This window comes from Nitratireductor sp. PBL-C9, assembly GCF_050877045.1.
Lineage (GTDB): Bacteria > Pseudomonadota > Alphaproteobacteria > Rhizobiales > Rhizobiaceae > Nitratireductor > Nitratireductor aquimarinus.
The window spans coordinates 248,319-272,238 of record NZ_JBPAXW010000005.1 but is presented as its reverse complement, the minus strand read 5'-3'; the positions used below and the strand labels follow the sequence as shown (position 1 = coordinate 272,238).

The 23,920-nt window shown below is 62.2% G+C and carries 23 protein-coding genes and 1 tRNA gene; 21 read left to right on the top strand and 3 right to left on the bottom strand.

Annotation, left to right across the window (positions count from 1 at the left end; translation table 11 throughout):
• Positions 1-45 precede the first annotated feature (45 nt).
• The 11 genes from nagZ (at position 46) to ACRTG1_RS12940 (ending at position 10,019) form a co-directional block, all read left to right on the top strand.
• Positions 46-1,065 carry a beta-N-acetylhexosaminidase gene (gene nagZ, locus ACRTG1_RS12990; RefSeq protein ID WP_206548875.1) on the top strand — a complete coding sequence of 340 codons (1,020 nt, stop codon included), beginning with the start codon at positions 46-48 and terminating at the stop codon, positions 1,063-1,065.
• Positions 1,066-1,125: 60 nt separating this feature from the next.
• A complete protein-coding gene (locus ACRTG1_RS12985) occupies positions 1,126-1,932 on the top strand; it encodes a segregation and condensation protein A (RefSeq protein ID WP_204360910.1) in 807 nt (268 codons plus the stop codon).
• Positions 1,925-2,656, top strand: a complete 732-nt coding sequence (gene scpB / locus ACRTG1_RS12980; protein WP_113156343.1) for an SMC-Scp complex subunit ScpB — start codon at positions 1,925-1,927, stop codon at positions 2,654-2,656. Before ACRTG1_RS12985 ends, scpB begins: the two co-directional genes overlap by 8 nt.
• Positions 2,657-2,709: 53 nt before the next feature.
• Positions 2,710-3,828, top strand: coding sequence for an ABC transporter ATP-binding protein (locus tag ACRTG1_RS12975; RefSeq protein WP_432516234.1), 1,119 nt, complete (start codon positions 2,710-2,712; stop codon positions 3,826-3,828).
• A 35-nt stretch (positions 3,829-3,863) separates the two neighbouring features.
• Positions 3,864-4,088 carry a twin-arginine translocase TatA/TatE family subunit gene (locus tag ACRTG1_RS12970; RefSeq protein ID WP_113155475.1) on the top strand — a complete coding sequence of 75 codons (225 nt, stop codon included), beginning with the start codon at positions 3,864-3,866 and terminating at the stop codon, positions 4,086-4,088.
• A gap of 52 nt (positions 4,089-4,140) precedes the next feature.
• Positions 4,141-4,728: a Sec-independent protein translocase protein TatB gene (tatB, locus tag ACRTG1_RS12965; RefSeq protein WP_432516233.1), complete on the top strand. Its 588-nt coding sequence runs from the start codon at positions 4,141-4,143 to the stop codon at positions 4,726-4,728.
• 52 nt (positions 4,729-4,780) lie between these two features.
• Positions 4,781-5,566: a twin-arginine translocase subunit TatC gene (tatC, locus tag ACRTG1_RS12960; protein WP_113156342.1), complete on the top strand. Its 786-nt coding sequence runs from the start codon at positions 4,781-4,783 to the stop codon at positions 5,564-5,566.
• A gap of 68 nt (positions 5,567-5,634) precedes the next feature.
• The gene (gene serS / locus ACRTG1_RS12955) at positions 5,635-6,918 is read left to right on the top strand and encodes a serine--tRNA ligase (RefSeq protein ID WP_432516232.1); all 1,284 of its coding nucleotides are present in this window, start codon (positions 5,635-5,637) and stop codon (positions 6,916-6,918) included.
• Between the two features lie 4 nt (positions 6,919-6,922).
• Positions 6,923-7,681, top strand: coding sequence for a 5'/3'-nucleotidase SurE (gene surE, locus ACRTG1_RS12950; protein WP_113155472.1), 759 nt, complete (start codon positions 6,923-6,925; stop codon positions 7,679-7,681).
• Positions 7,678-8,331 carry a protein-L-isoaspartate(D-aspartate) O-methyltransferase gene (locus ACRTG1_RS12945; protein ID WP_283800867.1) on the top strand — a complete coding sequence of 218 codons (654 nt, stop codon included), beginning with the start codon at positions 7,678-7,680 and terminating at the stop codon, positions 8,329-8,331. The genes surE and ACRTG1_RS12945 overlap by 4 nt, the downstream gene beginning before the upstream one ends.
• Before the next feature lie 203 nt (positions 8,332-8,534).
• Positions 8,535-10,019 carry a peptidoglycan DD-metalloendopeptidase family protein gene (locus ACRTG1_RS12940; RefSeq protein ID WP_432516231.1) on the top strand — a complete coding sequence of 495 codons (1,485 nt, stop codon included), beginning with the start codon at positions 8,535-8,537 and terminating at the stop codon, positions 10,017-10,019.
• 126 nt (positions 10,020-10,145) lie between these two features.
• Here the strand turns inward: ACRTG1_RS12940 and ACRTG1_RS12935 are convergent, their stop codons facing one another.
• On the bottom strand, positions 10,146-11,024 hold the full coding sequence (locus ACRTG1_RS12935; protein WP_297559965.1) for an ATP-binding protein: 879 nt from the start codon (positions 11,022-11,024) through the stop codon (positions 10,146-10,148).
• 253 nt (positions 11,025-11,277) lie between these two features.
• Between ACRTG1_RS12935 and yajC the strand changes: the two genes are divergently transcribed.
• The 5 genes from yajC (at position 11,278) to ACRTG1_RS12910 (ending at position 17,441) form a co-directional block, all read left to right on the top strand.
• Positions 11,278-11,625 carry a preprotein translocase subunit YajC gene (yajC, locus tag ACRTG1_RS12930; protein ID WP_113156340.1) on the top strand — a complete coding sequence of 116 codons (348 nt, stop codon included), beginning with the start codon at positions 11,278-11,280 and terminating at the stop codon, positions 11,623-11,625.
• A gap of 70 nt (positions 11,626-11,695) precedes the next feature.
• A complete protein-coding gene (gene secDF / locus ACRTG1_RS12925; protein WP_206546361.1) occupies positions 11,696-14,266 on the top strand; it encodes a protein translocase subunit SecDF in 2,571 nt (856 codons plus the stop codon).
• Positions 14,266-14,655 carry an Mth938-like domain-containing protein gene (locus tag ACRTG1_RS12920; RefSeq protein WP_113155468.1) on the top strand — a complete coding sequence of 130 codons (390 nt, stop codon included), beginning with the start codon at positions 14,266-14,268 and terminating at the stop codon, positions 14,653-14,655. The genes secDF and ACRTG1_RS12920 overlap by 1 nt, the downstream gene beginning before the upstream one ends.
• Before the next feature lies 1 nt (position 14,656).
• Complete coding sequence (locus ACRTG1_RS12915) at positions 14,657-15,505, top strand: phytoene/squalene synthase family protein (protein ID WP_432516230.1); 849 nt, start codon at positions 14,657-14,659, stop codon at positions 15,503-15,505.
• A gap of 178 nt (positions 15,506-15,683) precedes the next feature.
• On the top strand, positions 15,684-17,441 hold the full coding sequence (locus tag ACRTG1_RS12910; RefSeq protein WP_432516229.1) for a DUF4153 domain-containing protein: 1,758 nt from the start codon (positions 15,684-15,686) through the stop codon (positions 17,439-17,441).
• A gap of 84 nt (positions 17,442-17,525) precedes the next feature.
• Here the strand turns inward: ACRTG1_RS12910 and trmFO are convergent, their stop codons facing one another.
• The gene (gene trmFO / locus ACRTG1_RS12905) at positions 17,526-18,929 is read right to left on the bottom strand and encodes a methylenetetrahydrofolate--tRNA-(uracil(54)-C(5))-methyltransferase (FADH(2)-oxidizing) TrmFO (protein WP_206552324.1); all 1,404 of its coding nucleotides are present in this window, start codon (positions 18,927-18,929) and stop codon (positions 17,526-17,528) included.
• Positions 18,930-19,052: 123 nt separating this feature from the next.
• Here trmFO and ACRTG1_RS12900 point away from each other — a divergent pair, with 123 nt between their 5' ends.
• Entirely contained in the window at positions 19,053-19,634 is a 582-nt protein-coding gene (locus ACRTG1_RS12900; protein WP_432516228.1) for a hypothetical protein, read from the top strand.
• Between the two features lie 510 nt (positions 19,635-20,144).
• On the opposite strand, the gene ACRTG1_RS12895 is transcribed toward ACRTG1_RS12900, so the two are convergent.
• Entirely contained in the window at positions 20,145-20,285 is a 141-nt protein-coding gene (locus ACRTG1_RS12895) for a DUF1127 domain-containing protein (protein WP_008599151.1), read from the bottom strand.
• 336 nt (positions 20,286-20,621) lie between these two features.
• Between ACRTG1_RS12895 and ACRTG1_RS12890 the strand changes: the two genes are divergently transcribed.
• The 4 genes from ACRTG1_RS12890 (at position 20,622) to ACRTG1_RS12875 (ending at position 23,802) form a co-directional block, all read left to right on the top strand.
• Positions 20,622-20,706 (top strand) — tRNA-Leu (locus ACRTG1_RS12890).
• 88 nt (positions 20,707-20,794) lie between these two features.
• Complete coding sequence (gene tig, locus ACRTG1_RS12885) at positions 20,795-22,231, top strand: trigger factor (protein ID WP_206548883.1); 1,437 nt, start codon at positions 20,795-20,797, stop codon at positions 22,229-22,231.
• A 184-nt stretch (positions 22,232-22,415) separates the two neighbouring features.
• Positions 22,416-23,228, top strand: coding sequence for an aminoglycoside phosphotransferase family protein (locus tag ACRTG1_RS12880; protein ID WP_432516227.1), 813 nt, complete (start codon positions 22,416-22,418; stop codon positions 23,226-23,228).
• A 76-nt stretch (positions 23,229-23,304) separates the two neighbouring features.
• Positions 23,305-23,802: a GNAT family N-acetyltransferase gene (locus ACRTG1_RS12875; RefSeq protein WP_299935307.1), complete on the top strand. Its 498-nt coding sequence runs from the start codon at positions 23,305-23,307 to the stop codon at positions 23,800-23,802.
• The last annotated feature ends 118 nt before the right edge of the window (positions 23,803-23,920 follow it).

Genomic DNA, 23,920 nt, shown 5'->3' with positions numbered 1-23,920 from the left:
TTTTGTTTTCTTTTCCAGATTCGTGCGCCCGGCTATCCTGTGAGCATGAGCGAATCAAAATCCATGATCCTCGGCGCGACCGGGACCAAGCTGACGGCGGACGAAATCGCCTTCTATCGAAACGAGCGTCCCTGGGGGTTCATCCTCTTCGCGCGCAATATCGCGGAGGCCGGGCAGCTGAGTGACCTTGTCGCCTCCATGCGCGACAGCGTCGGGCGGCCGGATGCGCCGGTTTTCATCGATCAGGAAGGCGGAAGGGTGCAGCGGCTGCGACCGCCCATGGCCGCCAATTATCCGACGGCTTCGGAGCTTGGCAGGATTTACGACAAGGATCCCGAGGCCGGCGTGCGCGCTGCCTGGCTGATGTCGCGTCTGCACGCGATGGACCTTAAGCGCTACGGCATTACCGCTGACTGTCTGCCGGTTCTCGATGTGCCGATCGCCGGCGCGCATGACGTGATCGGCGACCGCGCCTATGCGCATGATCCAGAGGCCGTGATTGCGCTCGGACGCGCGGCCAGTGACGGCCTGATGGCCGGTGGCGTGCTGCCGGTGATGAAGCATGTGCCCGGTCACGGGCGCGCGTTCTGCGACAGCCACAAGGCGCTGCCGGAGGTGACGGCCTCGCTGGACGAGCTGCGCGCGCATGATTTCGTGCCGTTCAAGGCGCTTGCCGATCTGCCCATGGCCATGACCGCGCATATCGTTTTCCACGCCATCGATGCGGAGCGTCCGGCGACCACTTCCGAGAAGGTGGTGCAGGAGATCATTCGCGGCGAAATCGGCTTTGACGGGCTTTTGATGAGCGATGACGTCTCGATGCACGCACTTTCTGGGGATTTCTCGGATCGTGCGGAAGCAATCCTTGCGGCAGGCTGTGATCTCGTCCTTCACTGTCACGGCATCATGCCGGAAATGAAGGCCGTCGCCGAAAAAGCGCCGGAATTGTCGGGCAAGAGCCTGGAGCGTGCGAACCGCGCCATGGCGTACCTGACACCGGGTGACGACACTGAAGAATTGGCCGCGCGGGCGGAATTCGAGCAATGCTTCGCGGCGGTCGCCTGATGATAGGAACCACAACGCTTGGCGCAGAGTGCTGAAAAGACAGCCGTCAAACCGGCTCCCATGGAGAAGCTGTGGGACGACAAACCCGATGATCACGGGGTGTCGGAGCCTGCGCTGACGGTCGATGTGGCGGGCTTTGAAGGCCCGCTCGATCTGTTGCTGCATCTGGCGCGTACACAGAAGGTGGATCTGGCGCGCATTTCCGTTCTGGCGCTCGCCGAGCAGTACATCGCCTTCATCGAACAGGTGCGCAAGATGCGCCTGGAGCTGGCCGCCGACTATCTGGTGATGGCGGCCTGGCTTGCCTATCTGAAATCGCGCCTGCTGATCCCCAAGAAGCCCGAGGACGAAGAACCGACGGGTGAGGAGATGGCGGCCCTTCTGCAGTTTCGCCTGAAACGGCTTGAGGCGATGCGTGATGCGGCAGCGCGGCTCGTGAACCGCAACCGGCTTGGCCGGGATGTGTTTGCGCGCGGCATGCCCGAGCCGGTGATCGTGCAGAAGCAGAGCGCTTTCTCCGCTTCGCTCTATGATCTTCTGACGGCCTATGCTGCGCAGCGCCAGCGGCGCGCGGTGACCAATGTGCGGATCGCCAAGCGCGGCGTCTGGTCCCTGAAGCAGGCGCGCGACATTCTGGTGCGGATGATCGGCGATTTTGGCGACTGGACGGCGCTCGATCATTTTCTGATCCGTTACATGACCAATGCCGAGGAGCGGGCGACCGCGACGGCCAGTTCGTTTGCCGCTTCGCTGGAGCTGGTGCGCGAAGGCGCACTGGAAATCCGGCAGCAGGAGGCTTTTGCGCCCATCTATATGCGCACGGGCAAGAAGGCTCCCGCCAGCCTGTTCGAGGGCTATGATGACTGAAAACAGCAATGTGGTTCCGTTTGTCGCCAATGACGGCGATGAGGAAAGGGAAGAGAGCAAGTCTGTTTCGCCGCATCTGGTGGAAGCCAAGCGCATGGTCGAAGCGATCATCTTTGCCAGCGCCGAACCGGTGCCCGAGCGGGCGCTGGTCGAGCGGCTTCCACAGGGTACGGATGTTGCCGAGGCGCTGGAAGCACTGCGCAGCGACTATGAAAAGCGCGGCATCAATCTGGTTCGCGTGGAAGATTGCTGGGTGTTTCGCACGGCGAGCGATCTTTCCTTCCTGATGAGCCGCAATGCGGTCCAGCAGCGCAAATTGTCGCGCGCCGCGCTCGAGATGCTCGCGGTCATCGCCTACCACCAGCCGGTGACGCGGGCGGAGATCGAAGAAATCCGTGGTGTCGAGACCTCCAAGGGCACGCTCGACATTCTGCTGGAGACGGGCTGGGTGAAGATGCGCGGTCGCCGCCGCACGCCCGGACGGCCCGTAACCTACGGAACCAGCACGGAATTTCTCGACCATTTCGGTCTGGCGGAACTGCGTGATCTGCCGGGGATCGAAGAGTTGAAGGGCGCGGGGCTGCTTTCTGCCCGCATGCCGGCCAATTTTGCCGTTCCCCAGCCCATGACAGATCCCGATGAACTCACAGAAGATGAAGATCCGTTGACGGATATCGATCTGGAAGAGCTCGGTCTGTTGACACCGCTCGCAGAGGATGATTGACGGAAGGTCCGCGGGACAGGGGCCGCCTGCGATCCATCCAGGGATACCGGTGCATGGACAGTAAGAAGCAAAGTTCGGCGCGCAGGACAGCCGGCGTCAGCTTTGCGGCGCGTCTCTCCTTCAAGAACATCAGCCATTCCTACGCTTCGGGCGGGCAGACGCTGCGCGATGTTTCGCTTTCGGCCGAGCCGGGCGAGGTGCTGTGCCTTCTTGGGCCTTCCGGCTCCGGCAAGACGACGCTTCTGCGCATTGCCGCCGGCATCGAGGCGCAGCGCGCCGGGCAGGTGTTCCTCAATGAGCGGGAGATTGCGGGGCCGGATGTCTTCCTGCCGCCGGAGAAACGCTCCATCGGCCTGGTGTTCCAGGATTTCGCGCTGTTCCCGCATCTGACGATTCTCGACAATGTGCGCTTTGGCCTGACAGCCCTGTCGGGCGGCGAGGCGCGGCAGGAGGCGATGAACGCGCTGGAGCGTGTCGGGCTCGACGGCTATGCCGACGCCTATCCACATGTCCTGTCGGGCGGTGAGCAGCAGCGTGTTGCGCTGGCGCGCGCGCTTGCGCCGCGTCCGGCGGTTCTCCTGATGGACGAGCCGTTTTCCGGGCTCGATTCGCGCCTGAAGGACAATGTGCGCGCCGAAACGCTTGCGATCCTGCGCCAGAGCCGCGCCACGGCGGTTGTGGTGACGCATGACGCCGAGGAGGCCATGCGCATGGGCGACCGGATAGCCCTGCTCAAGGATGGCGGGCTGGTGCAGGTGGGCACCGCCGAAGAACTCTATCACCGTCCTGCCGATCTTTTCGTTGCGGGTTTCTTCTCCGAGATCAACGAATTCGAGGGGCGGGTTTATGCAGGCGCGGTGGAAACGCCGCTTGGACGTTTTCCCGCCGATGGGCTGGAAGAGGGGGCTGCGGCAACGGTCGCGGTGCGCCTTTCCGGCTTCCAGGTGGACCAGAAGGGCGGGGCCGTTCCTGCCCGCATCATCTCGCGCCGGTTCCTCGGGGTGGTGGAATTTCTCGAACTCGCCATTCCCGGCGCGGATCATCATGTCCGGGCGCGTGTGCGCTGTGGACATCTGGAGCCGGGCGTGCGCGATATATGGCTGAATGTCGTCCCGAGCGATGTGCTTGTGTTTGCGAGACAATCGTTTGAACAATCGGGCGAAAGCGCATAAATCAAATCAATGGCAATTGGTGAAAGAGACTGATCATGGGTTCCTTTTCAATCTGGCACTGGCTCATCGTGCTCGTCGTGGTGCTGCTCCTCTTTGGTCGCGGCAAGATCCCCGAGCTGATGGGTGACATGGCCAAGGGCATCAAAAGCTTCAAGAAGGGCATGTCCGACGATGACGAGGACACGACCAAGACGGTCGAGCATCAGGCTGACGAGCCGGTGAAGGACGCAAGCAAGCCGAACAAGAAGAAGTCCGGCTGATTCGGCGCTGATGCGCTGCGGATAAACTTCCTGCCCCTCTTTCCGGTGACTTATGTTTGATCTTGGCTGGCCCGAAATCATGGTGATCGCCATCGTCCTGATCGTCGTGGTCGGGCCGAAGGACTTGCCGCGTATGCTGCGCTCATTCGGGCGCACGACGTCCAAATTGCGCAGCATGGCTGGCGATTTCCGCAAGCAGTTCGATGAAGCGCTGCAGGAAGCCGAGCTTGATGACGTGAAGTCTATCGTGGACGACGCGCGCAAGCTCGATCCGCGCAACGAGATCAAGAAGCACCTGAACCCTCTGGAGCAGGTGGGACGTGATATTCGTTCCGGGCTGGATGAGGCCATGAAGCCGCAGGCGGCAAAGTCAGGGCCTCCGGCCTCGACCGAGACGCATGCGGCGGAACCGGCCAAGGCCGGGGCAACCCGCATGCCGGGCGAGGGGAAGGCTGGAGCCGCCAAGGCTCCGGCGAAGTCCACGTCTGCCAAGACGTCGCCGAAGGCTACTTCAACAAAGGCGGCGTCGACGAAGGCGGCTGCAAAGCCGAGAGCGGCAGCCAAGCCGAAGGCCGCCAGCAAGACCACTGCGGCTGGCGCGGCGAAGCGTCCGGCCACCAAGAAGACCAGCGGAGCCTAATGTCGTGAACGCCGAACGAGACGACGACATCGATCAGTCTTCCGCCCCGCTGATGGATCACCTGATCGAGCTGCGTTCGCGGCTCATCTGGGCGATCGGAGGGTTCTTCGTGGCCTTTCTGGTCTGCTTCTTCTTCGCCAAGCAGATCTTCAACCTGCTGGTGATTCCGTTCCAGTGGGCGACCCTGTGGGCCGGTCTCGACGCGGACAAGGTGGACTTGATCTACACCGCGCCGCAGGAATTCTTCTTTACCCAGATCAAGCTGGCCATGTTTGGCGGCCTGGTGATCGCCTTCCCGGTGATCGCCATGCAGATCTACAAGTTTGTCGCGCCGGGGCTTTACCGCAACGAGCGCCGCGCGTTCATTCCGTTCCTGATTGCCTCGCCGATCCTGTTCCTGATCGGCGCTGCACTCGTCTATTTTTTCTTCACGCCGATGGTGATGTGGTTCTTCCTGTCCATGCAGCAGGTGGGGCCTGACAACACGGTGCAGATCTCTCTGCTGCCCAAGGTTTCGGAGTATCTCGGCCTGATCATGACGCTGATCCTGTCCTTCGGCCTCGTGTTCCAGCTTCCGGTCGTGACGACGCTCATGGCGCGGGTGGGCCTTCTGACCTCGACCGGGCTTGCCGACAAGCGCAAATACGCCATCGTGGCGGCTTTCGTGGCTGCGGCGATCCTCACGCCGCCGGATCCGGTGAGCCAGATCGGCCTTGCGCTTCCGACCATCCTTCTCTACGAAATTGCCATCTGGGCCGCCCGCATGGTCGAGCGCCAGCGCGAGAAGGAAGCGAACGCGCAGGACGACACCGGCGAGACGGACCAGCCGACCGCCTAGATCAGCAGGTCATTTCCTGTCTGTCCCGGGGCGGTTCACTGCAATCTCTCCGCGATTGGAAATCAGACATGCTCGACATCAAATGGATTCGCGAGAACCCGCAGGCGCTGGACGAAGCGCTCAAAAAGCGCGGCGCGGACCCTGAAAGTGGGAAGCTCCTGGCGCTTGACGAAGCGCGCCGCCAGCACCTGACGAAGCTTCAGGAGGCGCAGGAGCGCCGCAATGCCGCCTCCAAGGAAATCGGCAAGGCCATGGCATCCGGCGACAAGGACCTCGCCGAGAAGCTGAAGGCCGAAGTGTCTGAGCTGAAGAGTTTCGTTCAGGATGGCGAGGCTGAAGAGCGCCGCCACGACGCCGCGCTCAACGATGCGCTGGCGCGTGTTCCCAACATCCCGCTCGAAGACGTGCCGGTTGGCGCGGACGAAAACGACAATGTCGAAGTGCGCAGGCATGGCGAGCCGAAGCACGCCAGCTGGTCGAAAGAGCATTTCGAGATCGGCGAGGCGCTCGGCCTGATGGATTTCGAGCGCGCGGCAAAGCTTTCGGGCTCGCGCTTCACGGTGCTATCCGGCCAGCTTGCCCGCCTTGAGCGCGCGCTTGGCCAGTTCATGCTCGACCTGCACACGCAGGAGCATGGCTACACGGAAGTGCAGCCGCCGCTTCTGGTGCGAGACGATGCGATGTTTGGCACCGGGCAGTTGCCGAAGTTCACCGAGGACCTGTTCCGCGCCGGTGACGATCACTGGCTGATCCCGACGGCTGAGGTCTCGCTCACCAATCTCGTGCGCGAGGAAATTCTGGAAGGCGACAAGCTGCCGCTGCGCTTTACCGCGCTGACGCCGTGCTTCCGTTCGGAAGCGGGTTCTGCGGGACGCGACACGCGCGGCATGCTGCGCCAGCACCAGTTCTACAAGGTCGAGCTGGTCTCGATCACCGATGCCGAAACATCGATTGACGAGCATGAGCGCATGACGGCCTGTGCCGAGACCGTGCTGAAGAAGCTCGACCTGCCTTACCGGACCATGGTTCTGTGCACGGGCGATATGGGCTTCGGTGCACGCAAGACCTACGATCTGGAAGTCTGGCTGCCGGGGCAGAACGCCTATCGTGAAATCTCGTCCTGCTCGGTCTGTGGCGATTTCCAGGGGCGTCGCATGAATGCGCGCTACCGTGCGGCCGGCGAGAAGCAGACCCGCTTCGTGCACACGCTCAACGGTTCGGGAACGGCTGTTGGCCGTGCGCTGATCGCGGTTCTGGAAAATTACCAGAATGAGGACGGCAGTGTCACGATACCGTCAGCCCTCAAACCCTATATGGGCGGCCTGGAGAAAATCGAAGCATCGAAGGATTGAGACTTTGCGCATTCTGTTGACCAATGACGATGGCATTCACGCAGAAGGACTGGCGACGCTGGAGCGTATCGCCCGCACTTTGAGCGATGATGTCTGGGTTGTGGCGCCCGAAACCGACCAGTCGGGCTTTGCCCATTCGCTGTCATTGTCGGAGCCGCTCAGGATGCGCAAGATCGATGACAGGCATTTTGCCTTACGCGGCACGCCCACCGATTGCGTTATCATGGGCGTGCGGCATGTGATGGACACGCCGCCGGACCTGATCCTGTCCGGCGTTAACAACGGCACCAACATTGCCGATGACGTGACCTATTCGGGAACCGTGGCCGGTGCGATGGAAGGGACGCTTCTGGGCATTCCGTCCTTTGCGCTGAGCCAGGCCTACGACTTCACCGACGAAAGCCGCTACATTCCCTTCGGCACCGCCGAGGCGCTTGCGCCGCCGCTTCTGAAGAAGCTGATCGACCGGCCCATGCCCGAAGGCGTTCTGATCAACATCAACTTCCCCAATTGTGCGCCGGAAGACGCCAAGGGCACTCTGGTGACCGCACAGGGCAAGATGGTGCACGGGCTGAACGTGGAAGAGCGCCGCGACGGGCGCAACTATCCCTATTACTGGCTGCGCTTCGGCCGTCAGCAGGCCGATATTCGCCAGGGCAGCGATCAGGCGGCGATCCGTGACGGCTATGTTTCGGTGACGCCGCTGCATCTCGACCTGACGGCGCATGAAGTGCGTGACCAGCTTTCCAAGGCTCTGGCATGAACGAAGCGGGGCAGGAGCGCGAGAGCTTTGCCGCGTTCATGCTGCGCATGCGCGCACGCGGAATTGGCGGCAAGGAGCTCTTTGCCGCCATGGAGGCGACGCCGCGCGCGGGCTTTCTTCCATCGGAATGGTATGCGGCGGCGTGGTCGCAGCGCATGGTGCCGATTGCCTGTGGCGAGGCCATAGAAGGCTGCGACCTGCAGGCAAGGGCCATCGATGCGCTGGAACTCTCTTCCGGGCACCGCGTGCTGGAGATCGGCACGGGGTCGGGCTTCACCGCTGCGGTGATCGCGAGGCTGGCGGGCCGGGTCCTCACGCTCGACCGTTACAAGACGCTTGGTGTGGAAGCACAATTGCGCTGGGAGAATCTGGGCCTCACCAATGTGTCGGCCCGGCATGCAGACGGTTGCGAAGGCGCACCCTCCGACGGGCCGTTCGACCGAATCATCGTGTGGGCCGCTTTCGATGAATTGCCGCGCCGTTTCGTCGACCAGCTTGCCACCGGCGGCATTATGGTCGCGCCAATCGGACCGGGCGACGATGTGCAGATGATGACGAAACTGGCCAAGGTTGGCAGTCGTTTCGAGCGCACAGACCTTGAAAACGTGCGGTTACAGCCTCTTTTCAAAAGCGCTGCCGAGGCCATCTGACGCCCCCGGCAAGGGGCGTTCATCTCAAAATCTCCCCGCAGCTTAACCGCTGAGTAACATTAACGCGATTTAATTGCCCGTGTTCAGGTATTGGGTACGCGGGTAGTCACATGCGTTGCATTACACGGAGTTTCGATCGCGCTATGTTGCGCGGAGCCGCTGTCATTTTGATGGGCGGCGTTGCGGCAGGATGCAGTTCCGATGTGTCCCGCTTCAAGTCCAGCGATTTTGCAGATGCACGGTCGACCAACCGGGCGGTGGCCATGGCCCCTGCCAGCCAGCCCTATCCGGGCGATGTCGGCGGTGTTGACACCACCTACACGGGTTCGATCAGCCGTCAGGGCTCCAGCCCGCGGCCGAACGGTCTCGTGGGCGGTGCCGTCAGCCAGCCTCTGCCCGCGCCGACCAACACACCGGTTCGCGCAGCGACCCGGCCGGTGGACCTGACCAATCAGACCGCTTCCAACGTACAGCGCCAGGCGCTTCCCGCGCCGTCGCAGCCGCAGCCGGCACGCGTTGCCGCAGCGCCCGTGCCGGCGCAGCCGCAGCTTGACCGCACGTCGACCGGATCGGTGACGCGCCAGCCTGCGCAGACCGGGCAGGGCGGCGGCCAGACGATCACGGTGCGCGAAGGCGAGACGGTGTTCAACCTGTCGCGCCGGTTCGGTGTGCCGGTTGCCGCCATTCTCGGCGCAAACAATCTTTCCAGCGCATCGCAGCTGCGCACGGGACAGACGCTGATGATCCCGAGCTATGCCTATTCGGGCAATGCACCGGCTGCCGCATCTGACAATGGTGCGGCCACGCAGCGTCAGGCCGCTGCGCCGCAGCCTGTTCCCAATGAGCCGACGCCTCAGAGAGAGCCGCAGGAGCGCCTTGCGGTTCTGCGCGAGACGCCGCGACCCAAGCCGCGCCCGCAGGGTTCTGAAACGAACAATGCCGCGAGCAACGCCAATACGAACAGCCAGACGGCGCCGGTGCAGGCCAAGACGGCTTCTGCCGGTTCCTACACCGTGGTTTCGGGCGACACGCTTTACGGCATTGCCCGCAAGACGGGTGCGAGCGTCGCGAACATCAAGGCGGCCAATGGTCTTGCCGATGGTTATCTGAAGGTCGGTCAGATTCTGACCATCCCGTCCGGCAATGTGAGCCAGCCGACGCAGGTTGCAGCGGCTCCGAAGACGGTTGACCGCACGACGACCAGCGCCACGACGCGCGATCCTGCACCGGTGGTGAAAACCTCGACGCAGGCTCAGACACAGGTTGCCGCCGTGGCGAAGCAGAGCAATGAAGTTGCGCCGGACTCGACCGGCATCGGCAAGCTGCGCTGGCCCGCGCGTGGTCGAATCATCTCGGACTTCGGCAGCACCTCGGGTTCCGTGCGCAATGACGGCATCGACATTGCCGTTCCGGCAGGCACGCCGGTCAAGGCAGCCGAAAACGGCGTCGTGATCTATGCCGGCGACGGGCTGAAGGAATTCGGCAACACGGTTCTGGTGCGCCATGACAACGGCATGGTGACGGTTTACGGCCATGCCAGCGCGCTTCGGGTGAAGCGTGGCGAGAAGGTGCGGCGCGGTCAGGAAATCGCCCTGTCGGGCATGAGCGGCAGCGCCGAGCGTCCGAAACTGCACTTCGAAGTGCGCAAGGACGCCACGCCGGTCAATCCGACGGGTTATCTGGAATAGACGTTCCCTGAATAACGAGAAAAAAGCTGCGGCCTGCCAGACCTCCGGTCAGGCTGCCTCTTTGACCCGCCCGAAAGGGCGGGTTTTTTATTGAGGCGAAGCGTTGGGTCGGGGGGGGGGGACGCCTTAGGCGTCGAGACGCTTGCCGAGGCGGCCGGCGAGATCCTGAATGAACTGCCAGGCGACGCGGCCCGAACGGCTGCCGCGCGTGGTGGCCCATTCGAGTGCTTCGGCGCGCAGGCGCTCCGGATCGATCTCGAGGCCGTAATGGGCGACATAGCCGTCGATCATCGCCAGATATTCGTCCTGCGAGCATTTGTGGAAGCCGAGCCAGAGGCCGAAACGGTCTGACAGGGAAACCTTTTCTTCGACGGCTTCCGACGGGTTGATGGCCGTCGAGCGCTCATTCTCGATCATGTCGCGCGGCAAGAGGTGCCGCCGGTTGGAGGTGGCGTAGAGGATGACATTGGCGGGCCTGCCTTCAACGCCGCCTTCCAATGCTGCCTTGAGCGATTTGTAGGAGGCGTCATTCTGGTCGAAGGACAGATCGTCGCAGAAAAGGATGAAGCGGAACGGCGCGGCTTTCAGGAAAGCCATGAGCTGCGGCAGGGTCTCGATGTCCTCGCGATGGATCTCCACCAGCTTCAGCGGTGGCTGGCCGGCAGGGGCGGCGCGGTTGATCTCGGCATGGACGGCTTTCACCAGCGACGACTTGCCCATGCCGCGCGCGCCCCACAGAAGCACGTTGTTGGCGGGAAGGTCGCGGGCAAAGCGCTCGGTGTTGTCGGCCAGGATATCGCGCACGCGGTCGACGCCGCGAATCAGCGAAAGCTCCACGCGATTGACCTTTTCGACGGGATCCAGCGTCCGGCGCTCCGCATTCCAGACAAAACAGTCGGCTTCCTCGAAGCGCGGCGGCTCGGGCTGCTGCGGGGTGAGGCGGGCGATCGTATCGATCAGCCGGTCGAGTTTCTCGGACAGCGCTTCGATGGTGTTTTCGGACATGATTTCCTCGCAAAGCTCATGCGCAGACGGGTTGCGTACCGTACGGTACGGTTCTTCCATAAGGGGGCGGGATTTGCAAGTGCGGGAGGCGGCGCGGGGGAGTGTATTGCCGGACGCAGCGTCAGATGTCTGCGCATAAGCGGCCTTGCGGGCCTGTGCACACTGCGCCAACAGTTGCAATGAAGGGGTGAAAGTCTATATTCCGGCCACATTTATGACCAGCCGGACGTCCGGCAGATATCAGGAGTTTTCGATGTTCATCACCCCGGCATACGCACAGGCTGGCGCAGGCGGAGCGCCCGACATCTTTGTCAGCATTCTGCCCTTCGTTCTGATCTTCGTGATCATGTATTTCCTCATCATCCGTCCGCAGCGCCAGCAGATGAAGAAGCGCGCCGAGATGCTGTCGGCTGTTCGTCGTGGCGACACGGTGGTGACGGGCGGCGGCCTGGTCGGCAAGGTGAGCAAGGTCATCAATGACAGCGAGCTCGAAATCGACCTGGGCGGCGGCAACAAGGTTACGGCCGTGCGCTCCATGCTCGCAGAGGTTCGCGTGAAGGGTGAGCCGGTTGCAGACAACAAGCAGCCCGCCAAGAAATAACCGCAATATGACGTGATTGCCGGGAAGGGCCGGCAAAAACGGCCCTCCCAACCTGAACAGACGAGGCCCCATGCTACACTTCTCGCGCTGGCAAACGATACTTATCTGGCTGGCCGTGGCGCTTGGCGTCGCCTACGCGGCGCCGAACATCATTCCGGCATCCTATTTGTCCTCCATGCCGAGCTGGGCGCCTTCGCGGCCAATGACGCTGGGCCTCGACCTTCAGGGCGGTTCGCACATTCTTCTCCAGATCGAGAAGAAGGAGCTGATCGAGGAGCGCATCGTTACGACGCGCGACGACATCCGCCGTACGCTGCGTGACAAGCGGATCGGCTATACCGGCCTCACCGGTTCGGGCCAGAGCGTGCAGGTGCGCATTCGCGACGCCGCTCAGATACCCGAAGCCAAGGAGGCTCTGCGCGAGCTGACACAGCCGGTGAATTCCGGCCTGTTCAGTGGCGGCACGGTGACCGAGCTTGCGCTCACCGAACCGGAGCCGGGCCTTCTGCGCTTCACGCTGACGGAAGACGGTATCAACTACCGTGTGTCCTCCGCGCTTTCGCAGTCCATTGAAGTGGTCTCCCGCCGCGTCAACGAGCTCGGCACCACCGAGCCGGTGATCCAGCGGCAGGGCGAAGACCGCATTCTCGTTCAGGTGCCGGGCCTTCAGGACCCGCAGCGCCTGAAAGACATTCTTGGCCAGACCGCCAAGCTGAGCTTCCAGATGGTCGACCAGTCGGTGCCCGTGCAGGAGGCCATCAACAGCCGCCCGCCCATCGGCACGACCATCAAATACTCGGTGGACGATCCGCCCGTTCCCTACCTGATCGAAGACCGCGTCATCGTTTCGGGTGAGAACCTCGTGGATGCGCAGGCGACCTTCGACCAGCGCACCAACGAACCGGTGGTGAGCTTCCGCTTCGACACGAAGGGCGCGACGCGCTTCGGTCAGGCGACGCAGGAGAATGTCGGTCGCCTGTTCGCCATCATTCTCGACGACCAGGTGATTTCGGCTCCGCAGATCCGCGAGCCCATCCTCGGCGGCACCGGCCAGATTTCGGGCAATTTCAACGTCCAGTCGGCCAATGATCTTGCCGTTCTTCTGCGCGCGGGCGCTCTGCCGGCGACGCTGACGATCATTGAAGAGCGCACGGTCGGACCGGGCCTTGGTCAGGACTCCATTGACGCCGGCAAGATCGCCTCGTTGATCGGCGCGGCGCTTGTCGTTGTGTTCATGATTGCCGCTTACGGGCTTCTCGGCGTGTTCGCCGTGATTGCGCTTGCCGCCAATGTGACGATGATCATCGCGATCCTCTCGGCGCTCGGTGCAACGCTGACGCTGCCGGGCATTGCCGGTATCGTGCTGACCATCGGCATGGCGGTGGACTCCAGCGTGCTCATCTTCGAGCGCATTCGCGAGGAGAGGGCCGGCGGGCGTTCGCTCATTCAGGCGGTCGACACGGGTTTCTCCAAGGCGCTGGCAACCATCGTCGACGCCAATGTGACGACGCTGATCGCCGCCGTGATCCTGTTCTATCTGGGTTCGGGTCCGATCCGCGGCTTTGCCGTCACGCTTGCCATCGGTATCGCGACGACGGTCTTCACCGCCTATTCGCTGACGCGCTGGATCGTCGCCGAATGGGTGCGCCGCCGGCGTCCCCGTGAGCTGCCGCGCACGCCGCTGCGTTTCGTGCCTGACAACACGAAGATCGGCTTCATGAAGCTGCGCCGCGTGACCTTCACGCTTTCGGCTCTGGCTTCCATCGCGGCTGTGGCGCTGTTCATGACCGTCAACATGAACTACGGCATCGACTTCAAGGGCGGCTCCTCCATCGAGGTGCAGTCCCGCGAAGGACCGGCTGACATCGGCGATATCCGCGCGCGTCTGTCGGAACTCAATCTGGGCGACGTTCAGGTGCAGGAGTTCGGCGATCCGCGTGAGGTGCTGATCCGCGTTCAGGCGCAGGACGGCGGCGAGAATGCCGAACAGACCGTCATCGCCAAGGTGCGGGGCGAGCTTGAGGACGCCTATGAGTTCCGCCGCGTCGAAGTGGTGGGGCCGACCGTCTCCGGTGAGCTTGCGCGTGCCGGCACGATTGCGGTTCTGGTCTCGCTCCTGGCGATCCTGATTTACATCTGGCTGCGCTTCGAGTGGCAGTTTGCCGTGGGTGCAATTCTTGCCACACTGCACGATGTGATCATGACCGTCGGCTTCTTCGTGATAACCGGCATCGAGTTCAATCTGACGAGTATCGCGGCGATCCTGACAATCGTGGGTTACTCATTGAACGATACGGTCGTGGTCTATGACCGCGTGCGCGAGAACCTGCGACGGTTCAAGAAGATGCCGCTTCCGGAGCTTCTGAACCTGTCGATGAACCAGACGCTGTCGCGCACCATCATGACCTCGGTGACGACGCTTCTGGCGCTCGGTGCACTGTTCGTCTTCGGTGGCGAGGTGATCCGTTCCTTCACGGCCGCGATGATCTTCGGTGTGGTGATCGGCACCTACTCGTCGATCTTCATCGCCGGTCCGCTGCTGATCCTGTTCCGCATGCGCTCCACCGGGGCGCTGGGCGCAGAGCAGAAGGACGATGATGCGACCGGTTCGGACACGACCGGACAGATGCCGGCCAAGTGATGGCGGGCGGCATTGAAATACGCGCGGCCCATTTCCCGGGCCGCGCTCCCATCGACGCTTACGGCAATGGCGGTTTTCGCTTTGCCGACATGTCGCATCGCGGTTCCATCCTGTGCATGCCTTCGGGCATTCACGGGTGGGACGTGGCGGCTTTCGAAGGGCTGGGCGAGGGCGACTTCACCAGGCTGTTCGACGAAGCCGCCGACTTCGACATTCTCCTTCTTGGCACCGGAAAAACGCTGATCCCTGTGCCGGCAGAGCTGCGCAAGCGCTTCCGGGCGGCCGGCGTGGCGGTCGAGCCCATGGCGACGGGCGCCGCGGTACGCACCTACAATGTGCTGCTTGCGGAAGACCGCACGGTTGCAGCAGCGCTGATCGCTGTCGACTGAGATGGCCGAAACGCAGCCTTTTGTCATGTCGGTGGTGCGCGACGCCGATCCCGACCGCTATCTCTCCGTGCTGTACGCACCCGAGGAAAAGCGCCCGGCGCTGTTTGCGCTTTATGCTTTCAATGTGGAAGTGGCGGGCATTCGCGACCGGGTGAGCGAGCCGCTTCCCGGCGAGGTGCGGCTGCAGTTCTGGCGGGATGTTCTGACGGCGGAGGCTGCGCCGGAGAGTGCGGACGGTTCGCCGCTCGCGGTGGCTCTTCTGGAGGCAATCCGCACGCATGGGCTTCCCGTGCAGCCACTGCTCGACCTTCTCGAAGCGCGCATCTTCGATCTCTATGACGACCCGATGCCAAGCCGCAACGACCTGGAAGGCTATTGCGGCGAGACCGCTTCGGCTCTGATCCAGCTTGCCGGACTGGTGCTCGACACGCCAGCCGCCATGCGCGCCTCGGAACTGGCAGGCCATGCGGGCTGTGCGCAGGCTATTGCCGGGCTTCTGCGCATGCTGCCGATCCATCGCCGGCGCGGGCAGTGCTACATTCCGGGCGATCTGTTACGGGCCGCCGGCACCACACGCGAAAACCTTTTGAGCGGCGAGGACCGTGACGGTGCGGCGCGCGCCGTGGCGGCCATGGTCGCCCTTGGCAAACATCATGCGGCGGCATTCGAGGCAGGCGCGAAGGCGCTGCCGGCTTCTCTGCGCCCGGCATTCCTGCCTGCGGGGCTTTCACAGGCCTATCTCAAGCGTCTTGAGGCCAGCGGGGCTGCGGCACTCGACGACATCGTGACGCTGCCGCAATGGCGACGGCACTGGCTGATGTTCCGGCGCGCCACGAAGGGATGGGGATAACCCCAGGACCTGGACCTCAAAGCGCGATCCGTTTTTCGGTTGTTCCGGCGCTTCATTTACAATCCGGATTGTCCCTGGTGCGCCCGAAGGGGCACACGGCGATTGACGATGCCGTTGTCCAATTTACGCCGCGTCCGCATGGTCTCTGACTATCGGCTCATTGATCGGGGGAAGGTTTGTGGCTGAAAATCTGAACAGAAATCATGCGGCCACGGGGTGGCTCGCATCAGCGCTTGAGGCGCTTGTCGCCATGGGCGATGCCGTGGCGCGGTTTCCCGTCACCGTGTTTTTTCTCTTTTTGACCGCCACCTACGCCAACGCGCTTGTTGCGGATATCGATCTTGTGCCCGCCGCCCTTCTTGGTGCGGCCAACAAGGATGACCTCCTCTTTGCGCTGATCGCCGCCGTGATAGCCTCTTTTGCCGCAACCCTGTTTGCGCAGGCCCGGCAACTTTCAGCGTTGATCAGCGTGGCATTGCCGGTGCTCGCCGGTGTTGCCGCCTTTGCCGTCATGTGGCCGGACATCACCGAGCGCACGGTGGAATGGGCGTTTGTGCTCTCCCTGATGGCGCTTGCGCCCATTGCGCCTTTCGCATGGCGGGGGACGGGCGATGCGTTCTGGATGTTCACGGCGCGGCTGGTATTTGCCGTGGGGCTCGGCCTGTTGGCGTTTGCGCTGTTCGGCGGCGGGATTTCGGCCATTCTGGCAAGTCTGACCCATCTCTTCGGGATCGATGTTCCGAATGATCTCTATGAGCATATCTGGGCCTCGATCGGCCTGTTCGTCGCACCGCTCTTCGGGCTCGGGCAGACGCCGCGCACCTTCGATGAAGAGCCGGGCGGCCATGAGCATGCGCTGATGCAGAGCGGCATGCGCGCGCTGGGTGATTTCGCCGCCGTGCCCATGCTCATCATCTATGCGCTCATTCTGCACCTCTATGCGGCCAAGATCGCGATTACCGGAGAGGTTCCGCAGGGCCAGATCGGCTGGCTGGTGCTCACATATGGCGTGTGCATTGTCGCCGTTCTTCTTCTGACAAAGCCGTTTCTGGACACCGCCCGTGCGCCGACGCGCTTCTTCGTGCGTTTCTGGCCGCTGTTCCTTCTGGCGCCGCTGGGGCTTCTGTTCTACGCGCTCGCTCTGCGGGTGGGGGCGTTCGGCTGGACGCCGCAGCGCTATTTCCTCGGCCTGTTCGGTCTGGTGACGCTCGCGCTCGTCGGGATGCAGGCGCTGCCGCGTCTGCGGGGCGATATCCGCCTCATCGCCGGCATTCCGGTTCTGGCGCTGCTTTTGGGCAGTTTCGGGCCGCAGGGTGCGCTCGACTGGTCGGTGCGGTCGCAGACGGCGAGGTTTCTGGAACTCGTCAACGATACGCCGCTCAGCGTGGCAGCGAAATCCGAGGCGCTTTCGGTGCTGCGTTATCTCAACGGAGAGGACGCCGTTGGCGCTGTGGAGCCTGAAGGTTTTGCGCTGAGCCCGGACGGCAATGCATATCGCGAAGTGGCCATCGCCTGGGGGCTCGATCCCGACAATCCCGTCCATGTGGATCGAAACGGGGTTTTCTACAGCAATCCGTTGATCGTTGCATTCAAGTCGGATGGGTTCGATGTCGTTGTCCAGAATGCGATCTTCCTGGACGGGGAGCCGGGTACTTTCGATATCGTTCTGCCGGATGGCGGAAAGATCGCGCTTCTGCTGAAGCAGAATGCGGTTTCGGTGAAAACCGCGAACGGGGTTGAAGGGCTGTTCCCCGTGGAGGAAAAACGCATCGCTTCTCTCGCCTCACAGGATGGGCAGACGGTGATGTTCTCTCTGGAGGCTGAGGGGCGAAAGATCCTCATCGTGCCATCTCATCTCCACGCCACGTTTGAGCCGGAGCTGGAGTTGCGCAACATGACCGGGACGCTGCTTCTAAGGCTTGAAGACTGGAAGTAGGGCGCAGCCAGGTCTGAATAAAAAAGGGGAAGCCGGCATTGCGGCTTCCCCTTTCTCTTTGTGGTCTCTCTTTCGAGAACCTGCCTATTCGGCGGCCTGGCTTGCCGGCTGGGCAGCGAGCCATTCCTTGAAGTCGACCAGCGCGCGCGCCGTCATCGCCTTCTTCTTGGCGACGGTCTTCTCCTTGCCGCGGAGGCGCTTGCCTTCGGGCTTCGGTACCTCGACGGGCGGGAACAGGCCGAAATTGACGTTCATTGGCTGGAAGGAGCGTTTGCCCGGCTCATCGTCGGAGATGAGATGCCCGCCGGTGATGTGGTTGAGCAGCGCGCCGAAGGCCGTGGTTCCGGGTGGCGTGGAGATCGGCTGACCCAGACGCTCGGATGCGGCAAAGCGACCGGCGATCAGGCCCATGGCCGCACTTTCCACATAGCCCTCGCAGCCGGTGATCTGACCGGCAAAGCGCAGGCCGGGCCGGCTTTTCAGCTGAAGCTTGCCGTCCAGAAGCGCAGGCGAATTCAGATAGGTGTTGCGGTGCAGGCCGCCGAGCCGTGCGAATTCCGCATTTTCCAGACCGGGGATCATGCGGAAGATGCGTGTCTGCTCGGCATATTTCAGCTTCGTCTGGAAGCCGACCATGTTGTAGAGCGTGCCAAGCGCGTTGTCCTGGCGCAACTGCACCACCGCATAGGCCTTTACGTCGGGATTGTGTGCATTGGTGAGGCCCATCGGCTTCATCGGTCCGTGGCGCAGCGTCTCCGGTCCGCGTTCCGCCATCACCTCGATGGGCAAACAGCCATCGAAATAGGGCGTGCCTTCCCATTCCTTGAACTCGGTCTTGCCGCCGTCGAGCAGTGCCTGGATGAAGGCTTCATACTGCTCCTTGTCCATGGGGCAGTTGATGTAGTCCTTGCCGGTGCCGCCGGGGCCGACCTTGTCGTAACGCGACTGGAACCATGCGGTGCCTAGATCGATGGAATCGAAGTGGACAATTGGGGCGATCGCGTCGAAGAAGGCGAGCGACTGCGCGCCCGTGGCCTCCGAAATGGCTTCCGCCAGCGAGGGCGCGGTCAGCGGGCCGGTGGAGATGATTGCCTGATCCCACTCTTCCGGCGGCAGGCCGGTGACTTCCTCGCGCTCGATGGTGATGAGCGGATGCGCCTCAAGCTCTGCGGTGACGGCTTCGGAAAATCCGTCGCGGTCCACGGCCAGCGCGCCGCCGGCGGGCACCTGGTTGGCGTCGCCGCAGCGCATGATGAGGGAGTCTGCGAGCCGCATTTCCGCATGCAGCAGGCCGACCGCATTCGTTTCCGCATCGTCGGAGCGGAACGAGTTCGAGCAGACCAGCTCGGCAAGCCCGTCGGTCTTGTGCGCATCGGTGCCGCGCACCGGCCGCATCTCGTGGAGAATGACGGGAACACCCGCTTGTGCCGCCTGCCAGGCAGCTTCGGAACCGGCGAGACCGCCGCCAATGATGTGTATCGGTTTCATGGGGGAGGAGATAAGCCGCCGGACCATGGAATGCAACGGTGGATGGCGTGTGGCGCTAACCAATTATAGAGGCGGCTCTGCCATCCGGTTTCGCAATCAACAGGGGCGTTTTATACTGTGCGAATGGAATTTGGAGCATCACGGGCGGGGCTGTTTGCAGCGGCGCTGTGTCTGGCATGTGTGACCGGGCCGGCGGCGGCGAATGCGGAGCGCATCTATCTGTGCAGCGGCTATGGCTGTGTCTACAAGAAGAGCATGAACCTGGGGGCGGCTGCGAAGCAGCGGCTGGCCGCAATCATGGCGGGCGGCAGGTCTTCCGCAAGCGCCGAACGGGCGGCCATCAGCAAGGCGGTCCGCTATTTCGAGACGCTGGCGACACAGACCATGGGCGTGCGCGATGGCGCGAAGTCCGGACCGGGCGGCGCGCGGGTCTATGGCCAGATGGACTGCATCGACGAGTCGCGCAACACGCGGACGCTCCTGACCTATCTGCAGCGCCACGGGCTGCTGCATCATCACACCGTGCGCAGGAACGCTGCACGCGGCTTCTTCATCGACATCCGCTACCCGCACGCCACTGCCGTGGTGCGCGCGAAGGATGGCCGGGACTGGGCTATCGACAGCTGGTACGAACCGGCCGGCGGTGCGCCGGACATCATGCAGCTTTCTGAGTGGAAGAAGCGCGGCGTGCGCGGCGAGCGCTAGCGCATCCGGCGCGCGTGCATGGAAGCGGAGAGGATAAAAAAAACGACACCCGCCGAGGGAGGAGGTTCGGCGGGTGTCGTTATAGGGTGACCGGCAATTTTGGGAGGAGGAGGTTGCCGGTCTATTCGTCAGGGTTGGGAGGAGGTAACCCGGACGAAATCTATGAAACTCAAATCCTGACAGCGCCCATATAGGAAGGCCTCTGCCCGGAAACAACACCCGCCGAGGGAGGAGGTTCGGCGGGTGTCATTATAGGGTGACCGGCAATTGGGAGGAGGAGATGCCGGTCGTTTCCTTCGAAGTTGGGAGGAGGATAACTCCGAAGGAATCTCTAAAACTCTGTCTGGCGGGCTCTTACGAGGCTTACCGCCCTTTTTACAACCCCTGCCGAGGGAGGAGGTTCGGCAGGGGTTGTTTTGGGTGACCGACAATTGGGAGGAGGAGTTTGTCGGTCATATCCGTCAGGATTGGGAGGAGGTAATCCTGGCGAAACTGAATTAGCTGCTGTCCTTAGACAGACTTGCGTGCAACGAACGGGATGTCGCCGCGGGAGATGCCCAGATCGTTCAGTTCACGGTTGGACAGGCGGCTCAGCTCGTTGACGGTCTGACGGTAACGGCGCCAGTTGCGGTAGTTGCGAATGATGTTCATCTTGCTGCTCGCTTCGTTCGAATATTCTGTGTTCGTCTTGTGAGCAGGAGATAGTCCCAAGCCGCCCGGCTTTGAAGTGACAATGTTGCATGACAGCAATGCGATTTGTGCAATGCAACATGGCCTTTTTGCGGCTGCTGCATGGCTCGGGTTTGGCGCGGTTCTAATCGGTTTATAAAAAGCACGGTGGGAGCGGGGGATGCAGCCGGTATGCGCAAGGGGGCCGAAGCGATCAAAAAAGCCCTGAATCTTGCCAATTTTGCTTTGATAGACTAGGTGCAGGTGATATAGAACCCGCGCTTTCGGAAGCTTAAGGCGTTCCTTGGGTCTTTCGAAGCGGGTGTGGTGGAATTGGTAGACACGCAGGATTTAGGTTCCTGTGGCGCAAGCCGTGGGGGTTCAAGTCCCTCCACCCGCACCAGAAGGGCCATTCCCGGTAAGTATCCCCGACAGGAAGAGCGGTGGGCGCCGTGAACGCGGCGGCAAAAGCGAATACAAAGGTATGATGGATGCAGGTAACCGAAACTCTCAATTCAGGGCTCAAGCGCGAACTTAAGGTCGTTGTTCCTGCCAAGGACATGGAGGCGCGCCTCGCTGAGCGTCTCAACGACGCAAAGGACAAGGTGAACCTCAAGGGTTTCCGCCCCGGTAAAGTGCCCGCGCAGCACCTGCGCCGCGTCTACGGCAAGTCTTTCATGGCTGAAGTCGTGAACGAGATCCTCGCAGGCACGCAGAGCATCCTGACCGAGCGCGGTGAGAAGCCGGCCATTCAGCCGGAAATCTCGATGACCGAGGACGAGAAGGAAGCCGACAAGGTTCTCTCCGGCGATGCCGACTTCGAATTCTCCATGTCCTATGAAGTCATTCCGCCGATCGAGCTGAAGGATTTCTCCGACATCAAGATCACGCGTCAGGTCTATGACGTGACGGATGAGGAAGTCGAAGAGCAGGTCAAGCGCGTTGCCGACTCCGCCCGCACCTACGAGGTGAAGAAGGGCAAGGCGGCTGACGGCGACAAGGTCAAGATCGACTATCTCGGCAAGATCGACGGCGAAGCCTTTGATGGCGGCGCTGCCGAGGATTCCGAGGTCGTGATCGGCATGAACCAGTTCATCGCCGGTTTCGAAGAGCAGCTCGTGGGCCTGAAGGCCGGCGACGAGAGCACGATCAAGGTCACGTTCCCGGAAGAGTATGCGGCAGCGCATCTCGCCGGCAAGGAAGCCGAGTTCGACATCAAGGTCAAAGAAGTCTCCAAGCCCAACGAGATGGAGATCAACGACGAGACCGCACAGCAGCTCGGCCTTGAATCGGCTGACAAGCTGCGCGAGATCGTTCGTGGCCAGCTCGAGAACCAGTTCGGCCAGGTGACCCGCCAGAAGGCGAAGCGTCAGATCCTCGACGCGCTGGATGAGGCTTACAAGTTCGAAGCGCCGTCCAAGCTCGTGGAAGCCGAGTTCGAGAACATCTGGAACCAGGTGACCCGCGATCTCGAGGCTGCCGGCCGCTCCTTCGAAGACGAAGAGACGACCGAGGAAGAGGCTCGCGAAGAGTATCAGCGTCTTGCTGAGCGCCGCGTACGTCTGGGCCTGGTTCTCTCCGAGATCGGTGAGAAGGCAGAGGTCAAGGTTGGCGACGAAGAGATGCAGCGCGCGCTCATCGAATCGATCCGCCGCTACCCGCCGCACCAGCAGCAGGAAATCTACGAGTTCTATCGTCAGAACCCGCAGGCCATGGCCAACATCCGTGCGCCGCTCTTCGAGGAGAAGGTCATCGACCATCTGCTCGCTGAAATCGCGGTCACCGACGAGAAGGTCTCCCGCGACGAGCTGATGGCTGACGACGAGGACGAGACCGAGGCGAAGCCGGCGAAGAAGGAGAAGGCTGCTCCGAAGAAGAAAGCCGCTCCGAAGAAGGCTGCTGCCAAGAAGAAGGAAGAGGGCGAATAAGCCTCTCCTTTTTGAAAGTTCGAGAAAGGCCGTCCTTTGGGGCGGCCTTTTTCTTTATGCGCTGTCTGGCTGGTGGGCTGGAGCGACGGCGCGGGCATTGCCGCTCTTAAACGGGCATGCGAGGAACCTGTCTGATTTCCGAATATGACACTTGCGGTATTCGCACGAGCCCGGGGAGACTGTGATGTTCGAGCCGTATCTGCGCCTTTGGAAGCTCGCCATTGATGGTGAGCCGATCGTTACCCCGGCAGCGAACCTTCTGCCGGTGCTTCGAGGGGACGAGCCGGCAATGCTCAAACTGTTCTCCAGCACGGATCAGAAGCGCGGGGCGAGCCTTATGACATGGTGGAGCGGGGACGGGGCGGCAGAGGTTCTGGCGTGCACTGAAGGCGCTCTGCTTCTTGAGCGCGCCACCGGCGCTCGCTCTCTGGCGGACATGGCGCGTGGCAACGATGATGATGAGGCCTGCCGTATTCTCTGCGCCACCGCCAACCGCCTGCATCGCAGCAGACCCGGCCCCATGCCTGAACTCGTCCCTTTAAAGCGCTGGTTCCGGTGCCTCGAACCGGCGGCGGCCAGGCATGGCGGTATCCTGATTCACTCGCTTGAGACAGCGCAAAAGCTTCTTGCCGAGCCAAAAGAGCAGGTCGTCCTTCACGGCGACTTGCACCACGGCAATGTGCTTGATTTCGGCAAGCGGGGCTGGCTGGCCATCGATCCGCATGGCCTGACGGGTGATCGCGGCTTCGACTTTGCGAACATTTTCACCAACCCCGATTTGAGCGATTCCAGCCGACCGGTCGCAACGCAGCCCGGCTGCTTTCAGCGACGCCTGGCGGTCGTTTCCGAGGCGGCGAAGGTGGAGCGCCGCACCCTGCTTCAGTGGATTCTCGCATGGACCGGCTTGTCGGCGGCGTGGTTTCTCGAGGATGAGAACCCATTGGCGGAAGTGGATCTTAAAATTGCCGCACTGGCGGCTGCGGAGCTTTCGCGGTGAGACGTCGCTTGCGGCATGTTGAGGCGAATTTTCTCCCTGTGAGAGGGGAGCGGAGGCTCGTGCTTGTGAGAAGGCCATGCAGATGAATATCAGACGGCTTGGAGCCGAAGACGCGCGCGCGTTCAGAGAACTGAGGCTCGAGGGGCTAAAGATGCATCCCGAGGCGTTCGGCGCTTCGTTTGATGATGAGCTTGCCCAGCCGCTGGAACGGGCAGCCGCACGTTTGGCGGAGAATGTCGTTTTGGGTGGATTTGACGCTGCTGGAGCCTTGCAGGGGATCATCGGTCTCCGCAGGGAAAAGGCGGCCAAGATCAGACACAGGGCCGGCATCTGGGGGATGTATGTGGCTCCTTCTGCTCGCGGCACCGGTCTGGCGAAAAACCTGCTGCAGGCAGCCATCAACGAAGCCATGGTTGATTGCCAGTCAGTCCTGCTTTCCGTGACCGCTTCAAACGAAGCGGCAAAAAGGCTGTATCAGCGCGCAGGTTTCAGGGAATGGGCGGTTGATCGGAAGGCGCTCTGCGTTGAGGGGGCATTTGTTGACGAAGTGCTGATGCGTCTCGACTTTGCATGACGGCTGAACCGGCAGAGCCGCCCCGTCGCCGGTCGCGACTGCTTCCATCGCTCAAATCAGGGCGCATGCCGCGTTTTCAAGACAAAGCCCCCGCGCATGGCGCGAGGGCTTGAGACCG

What these genes read in the sequence shown, in the direction of transcription:
- nagZ (WP_206548875.1), top strand. Translation starts at nt 46, where the DNA reads ATGAGCGAATCAAAATCCATGATCCTCGGCGCGACCGGGACCAAGCTG.
- ACRTG1_RS12985 (WP_204360910.1), top strand. Translation starts at nt 1,126, where the DNA reads ATGGAGAAGCTGTGGGACGACAAACCCGATGATCACGGGGTGTCGGAG.
- scpB (WP_113156343.1), top strand. Translation starts at nt 1,925, where the DNA reads ATGACTGAAAACAGCAATGTGGTTCCGTTTGTCGCCAATGACGGCGAT.
- ACRTG1_RS12975 (WP_432516234.1), top strand. Translation starts at nt 2,710, where the DNA reads ATGGACAGTAAGAAGCAAAGTTCGGCGCGCAGGACAGCCGGCGTCAGC.
- ACRTG1_RS12970 (WP_113155475.1), top strand. Translation starts at nt 3,864, where the DNA reads ATGGGTTCCTTTTCAATCTGGCACTGGCTCATCGTGCTCGTCGTGGTG.
- tatB (WP_432516233.1), top strand. Translation starts at nt 4,141, where the DNA reads ATGTTTGATCTTGGCTGGCCCGAAATCATGGTGATCGCCATCGTCCTG.
- tatC (WP_113156342.1), top strand. Translation starts at nt 4,781, where the DNA reads ATGGATCACCTGATCGAGCTGCGTTCGCGGCTCATCTGGGCGATCGGA.
- serS (WP_432516232.1), top strand. Translation starts at nt 5,635, where the DNA reads ATGCTCGACATCAAATGGATTCGCGAGAACCCGCAGGCGCTGGACGAA.
- ACRTG1_RS12945 (WP_283800867.1), top strand. Translation starts at nt 7,678, where the DNA reads ATGAACGAAGCGGGGCAGGAGCGCGAGAGCTTTGCCGCGTTCATGCTG.
- ACRTG1_RS12935 (WP_297559965.1), bottom strand. Translation starts at nt 11,024, where the DNA reads ATGTCCGAAAACACCATCGAAGCGCTGTCCGAGAAACTCGACCGGCTG.
- yajC (WP_113156340.1), top strand. Translation starts at nt 11,278, where the DNA reads ATGTTCATCACCCCGGCATACGCACAGGCTGGCGCAGGCGGAGCGCCC.
- secDF (WP_206546361.1), top strand. Translation starts at nt 11,696, where the DNA reads ATGCTACACTTCTCGCGCTGGCAAACGATACTTATCTGGCTGGCCGTG.
- ACRTG1_RS12920 (WP_113155468.1), top strand. Translation starts at nt 14,266, where the DNA reads ATGGCGGGCGGCATTGAAATACGCGCGGCCCATTTCCCGGGCCGCGCT.
- ACRTG1_RS12915 (WP_432516230.1), top strand. Translation starts at nt 14,657, where the DNA reads ATGGCCGAAACGCAGCCTTTTGTCATGTCGGTGGTGCGCGACGCCGAT.
- trmFO (WP_206552324.1), bottom strand. Translation starts at nt 18,929, where the DNA reads ATGAAACCGATACACATCATTGGCGGCGGTCTCGCCGGTTCCGAAGCT.
- ACRTG1_RS12900 (WP_432516228.1), top strand. Translation starts at nt 19,053, where the DNA reads ATGGAATTTGGAGCATCACGGGCGGGGCTGTTTGCAGCGGCGCTGTGT.
- ACRTG1_RS12895 (WP_008599151.1), bottom strand. Translation starts at nt 20,285, where the DNA reads ATGAACATCATTCGCAACTACCGCAACTGGCGCCGTTACCGTCAGACC.
- tig (WP_206548883.1), top strand. Translation starts at nt 20,795, where the DNA reads ATGCAGGTAACCGAAACTCTCAATTCAGGGCTCAAGCGCGAACTTAAG.
- ACRTG1_RS12880 (WP_432516227.1), top strand. Translation starts at nt 22,416, where the DNA reads ATGTTCGAGCCGTATCTGCGCCTTTGGAAGCTCGCCATTGATGGTGAG.
- ACRTG1_RS12875 (WP_299935307.1), top strand. Translation starts at nt 23,305, where the DNA reads ATGCAGATGAATATCAGACGGCTTGGAGCCGAAGACGCGCGCGCGTTC.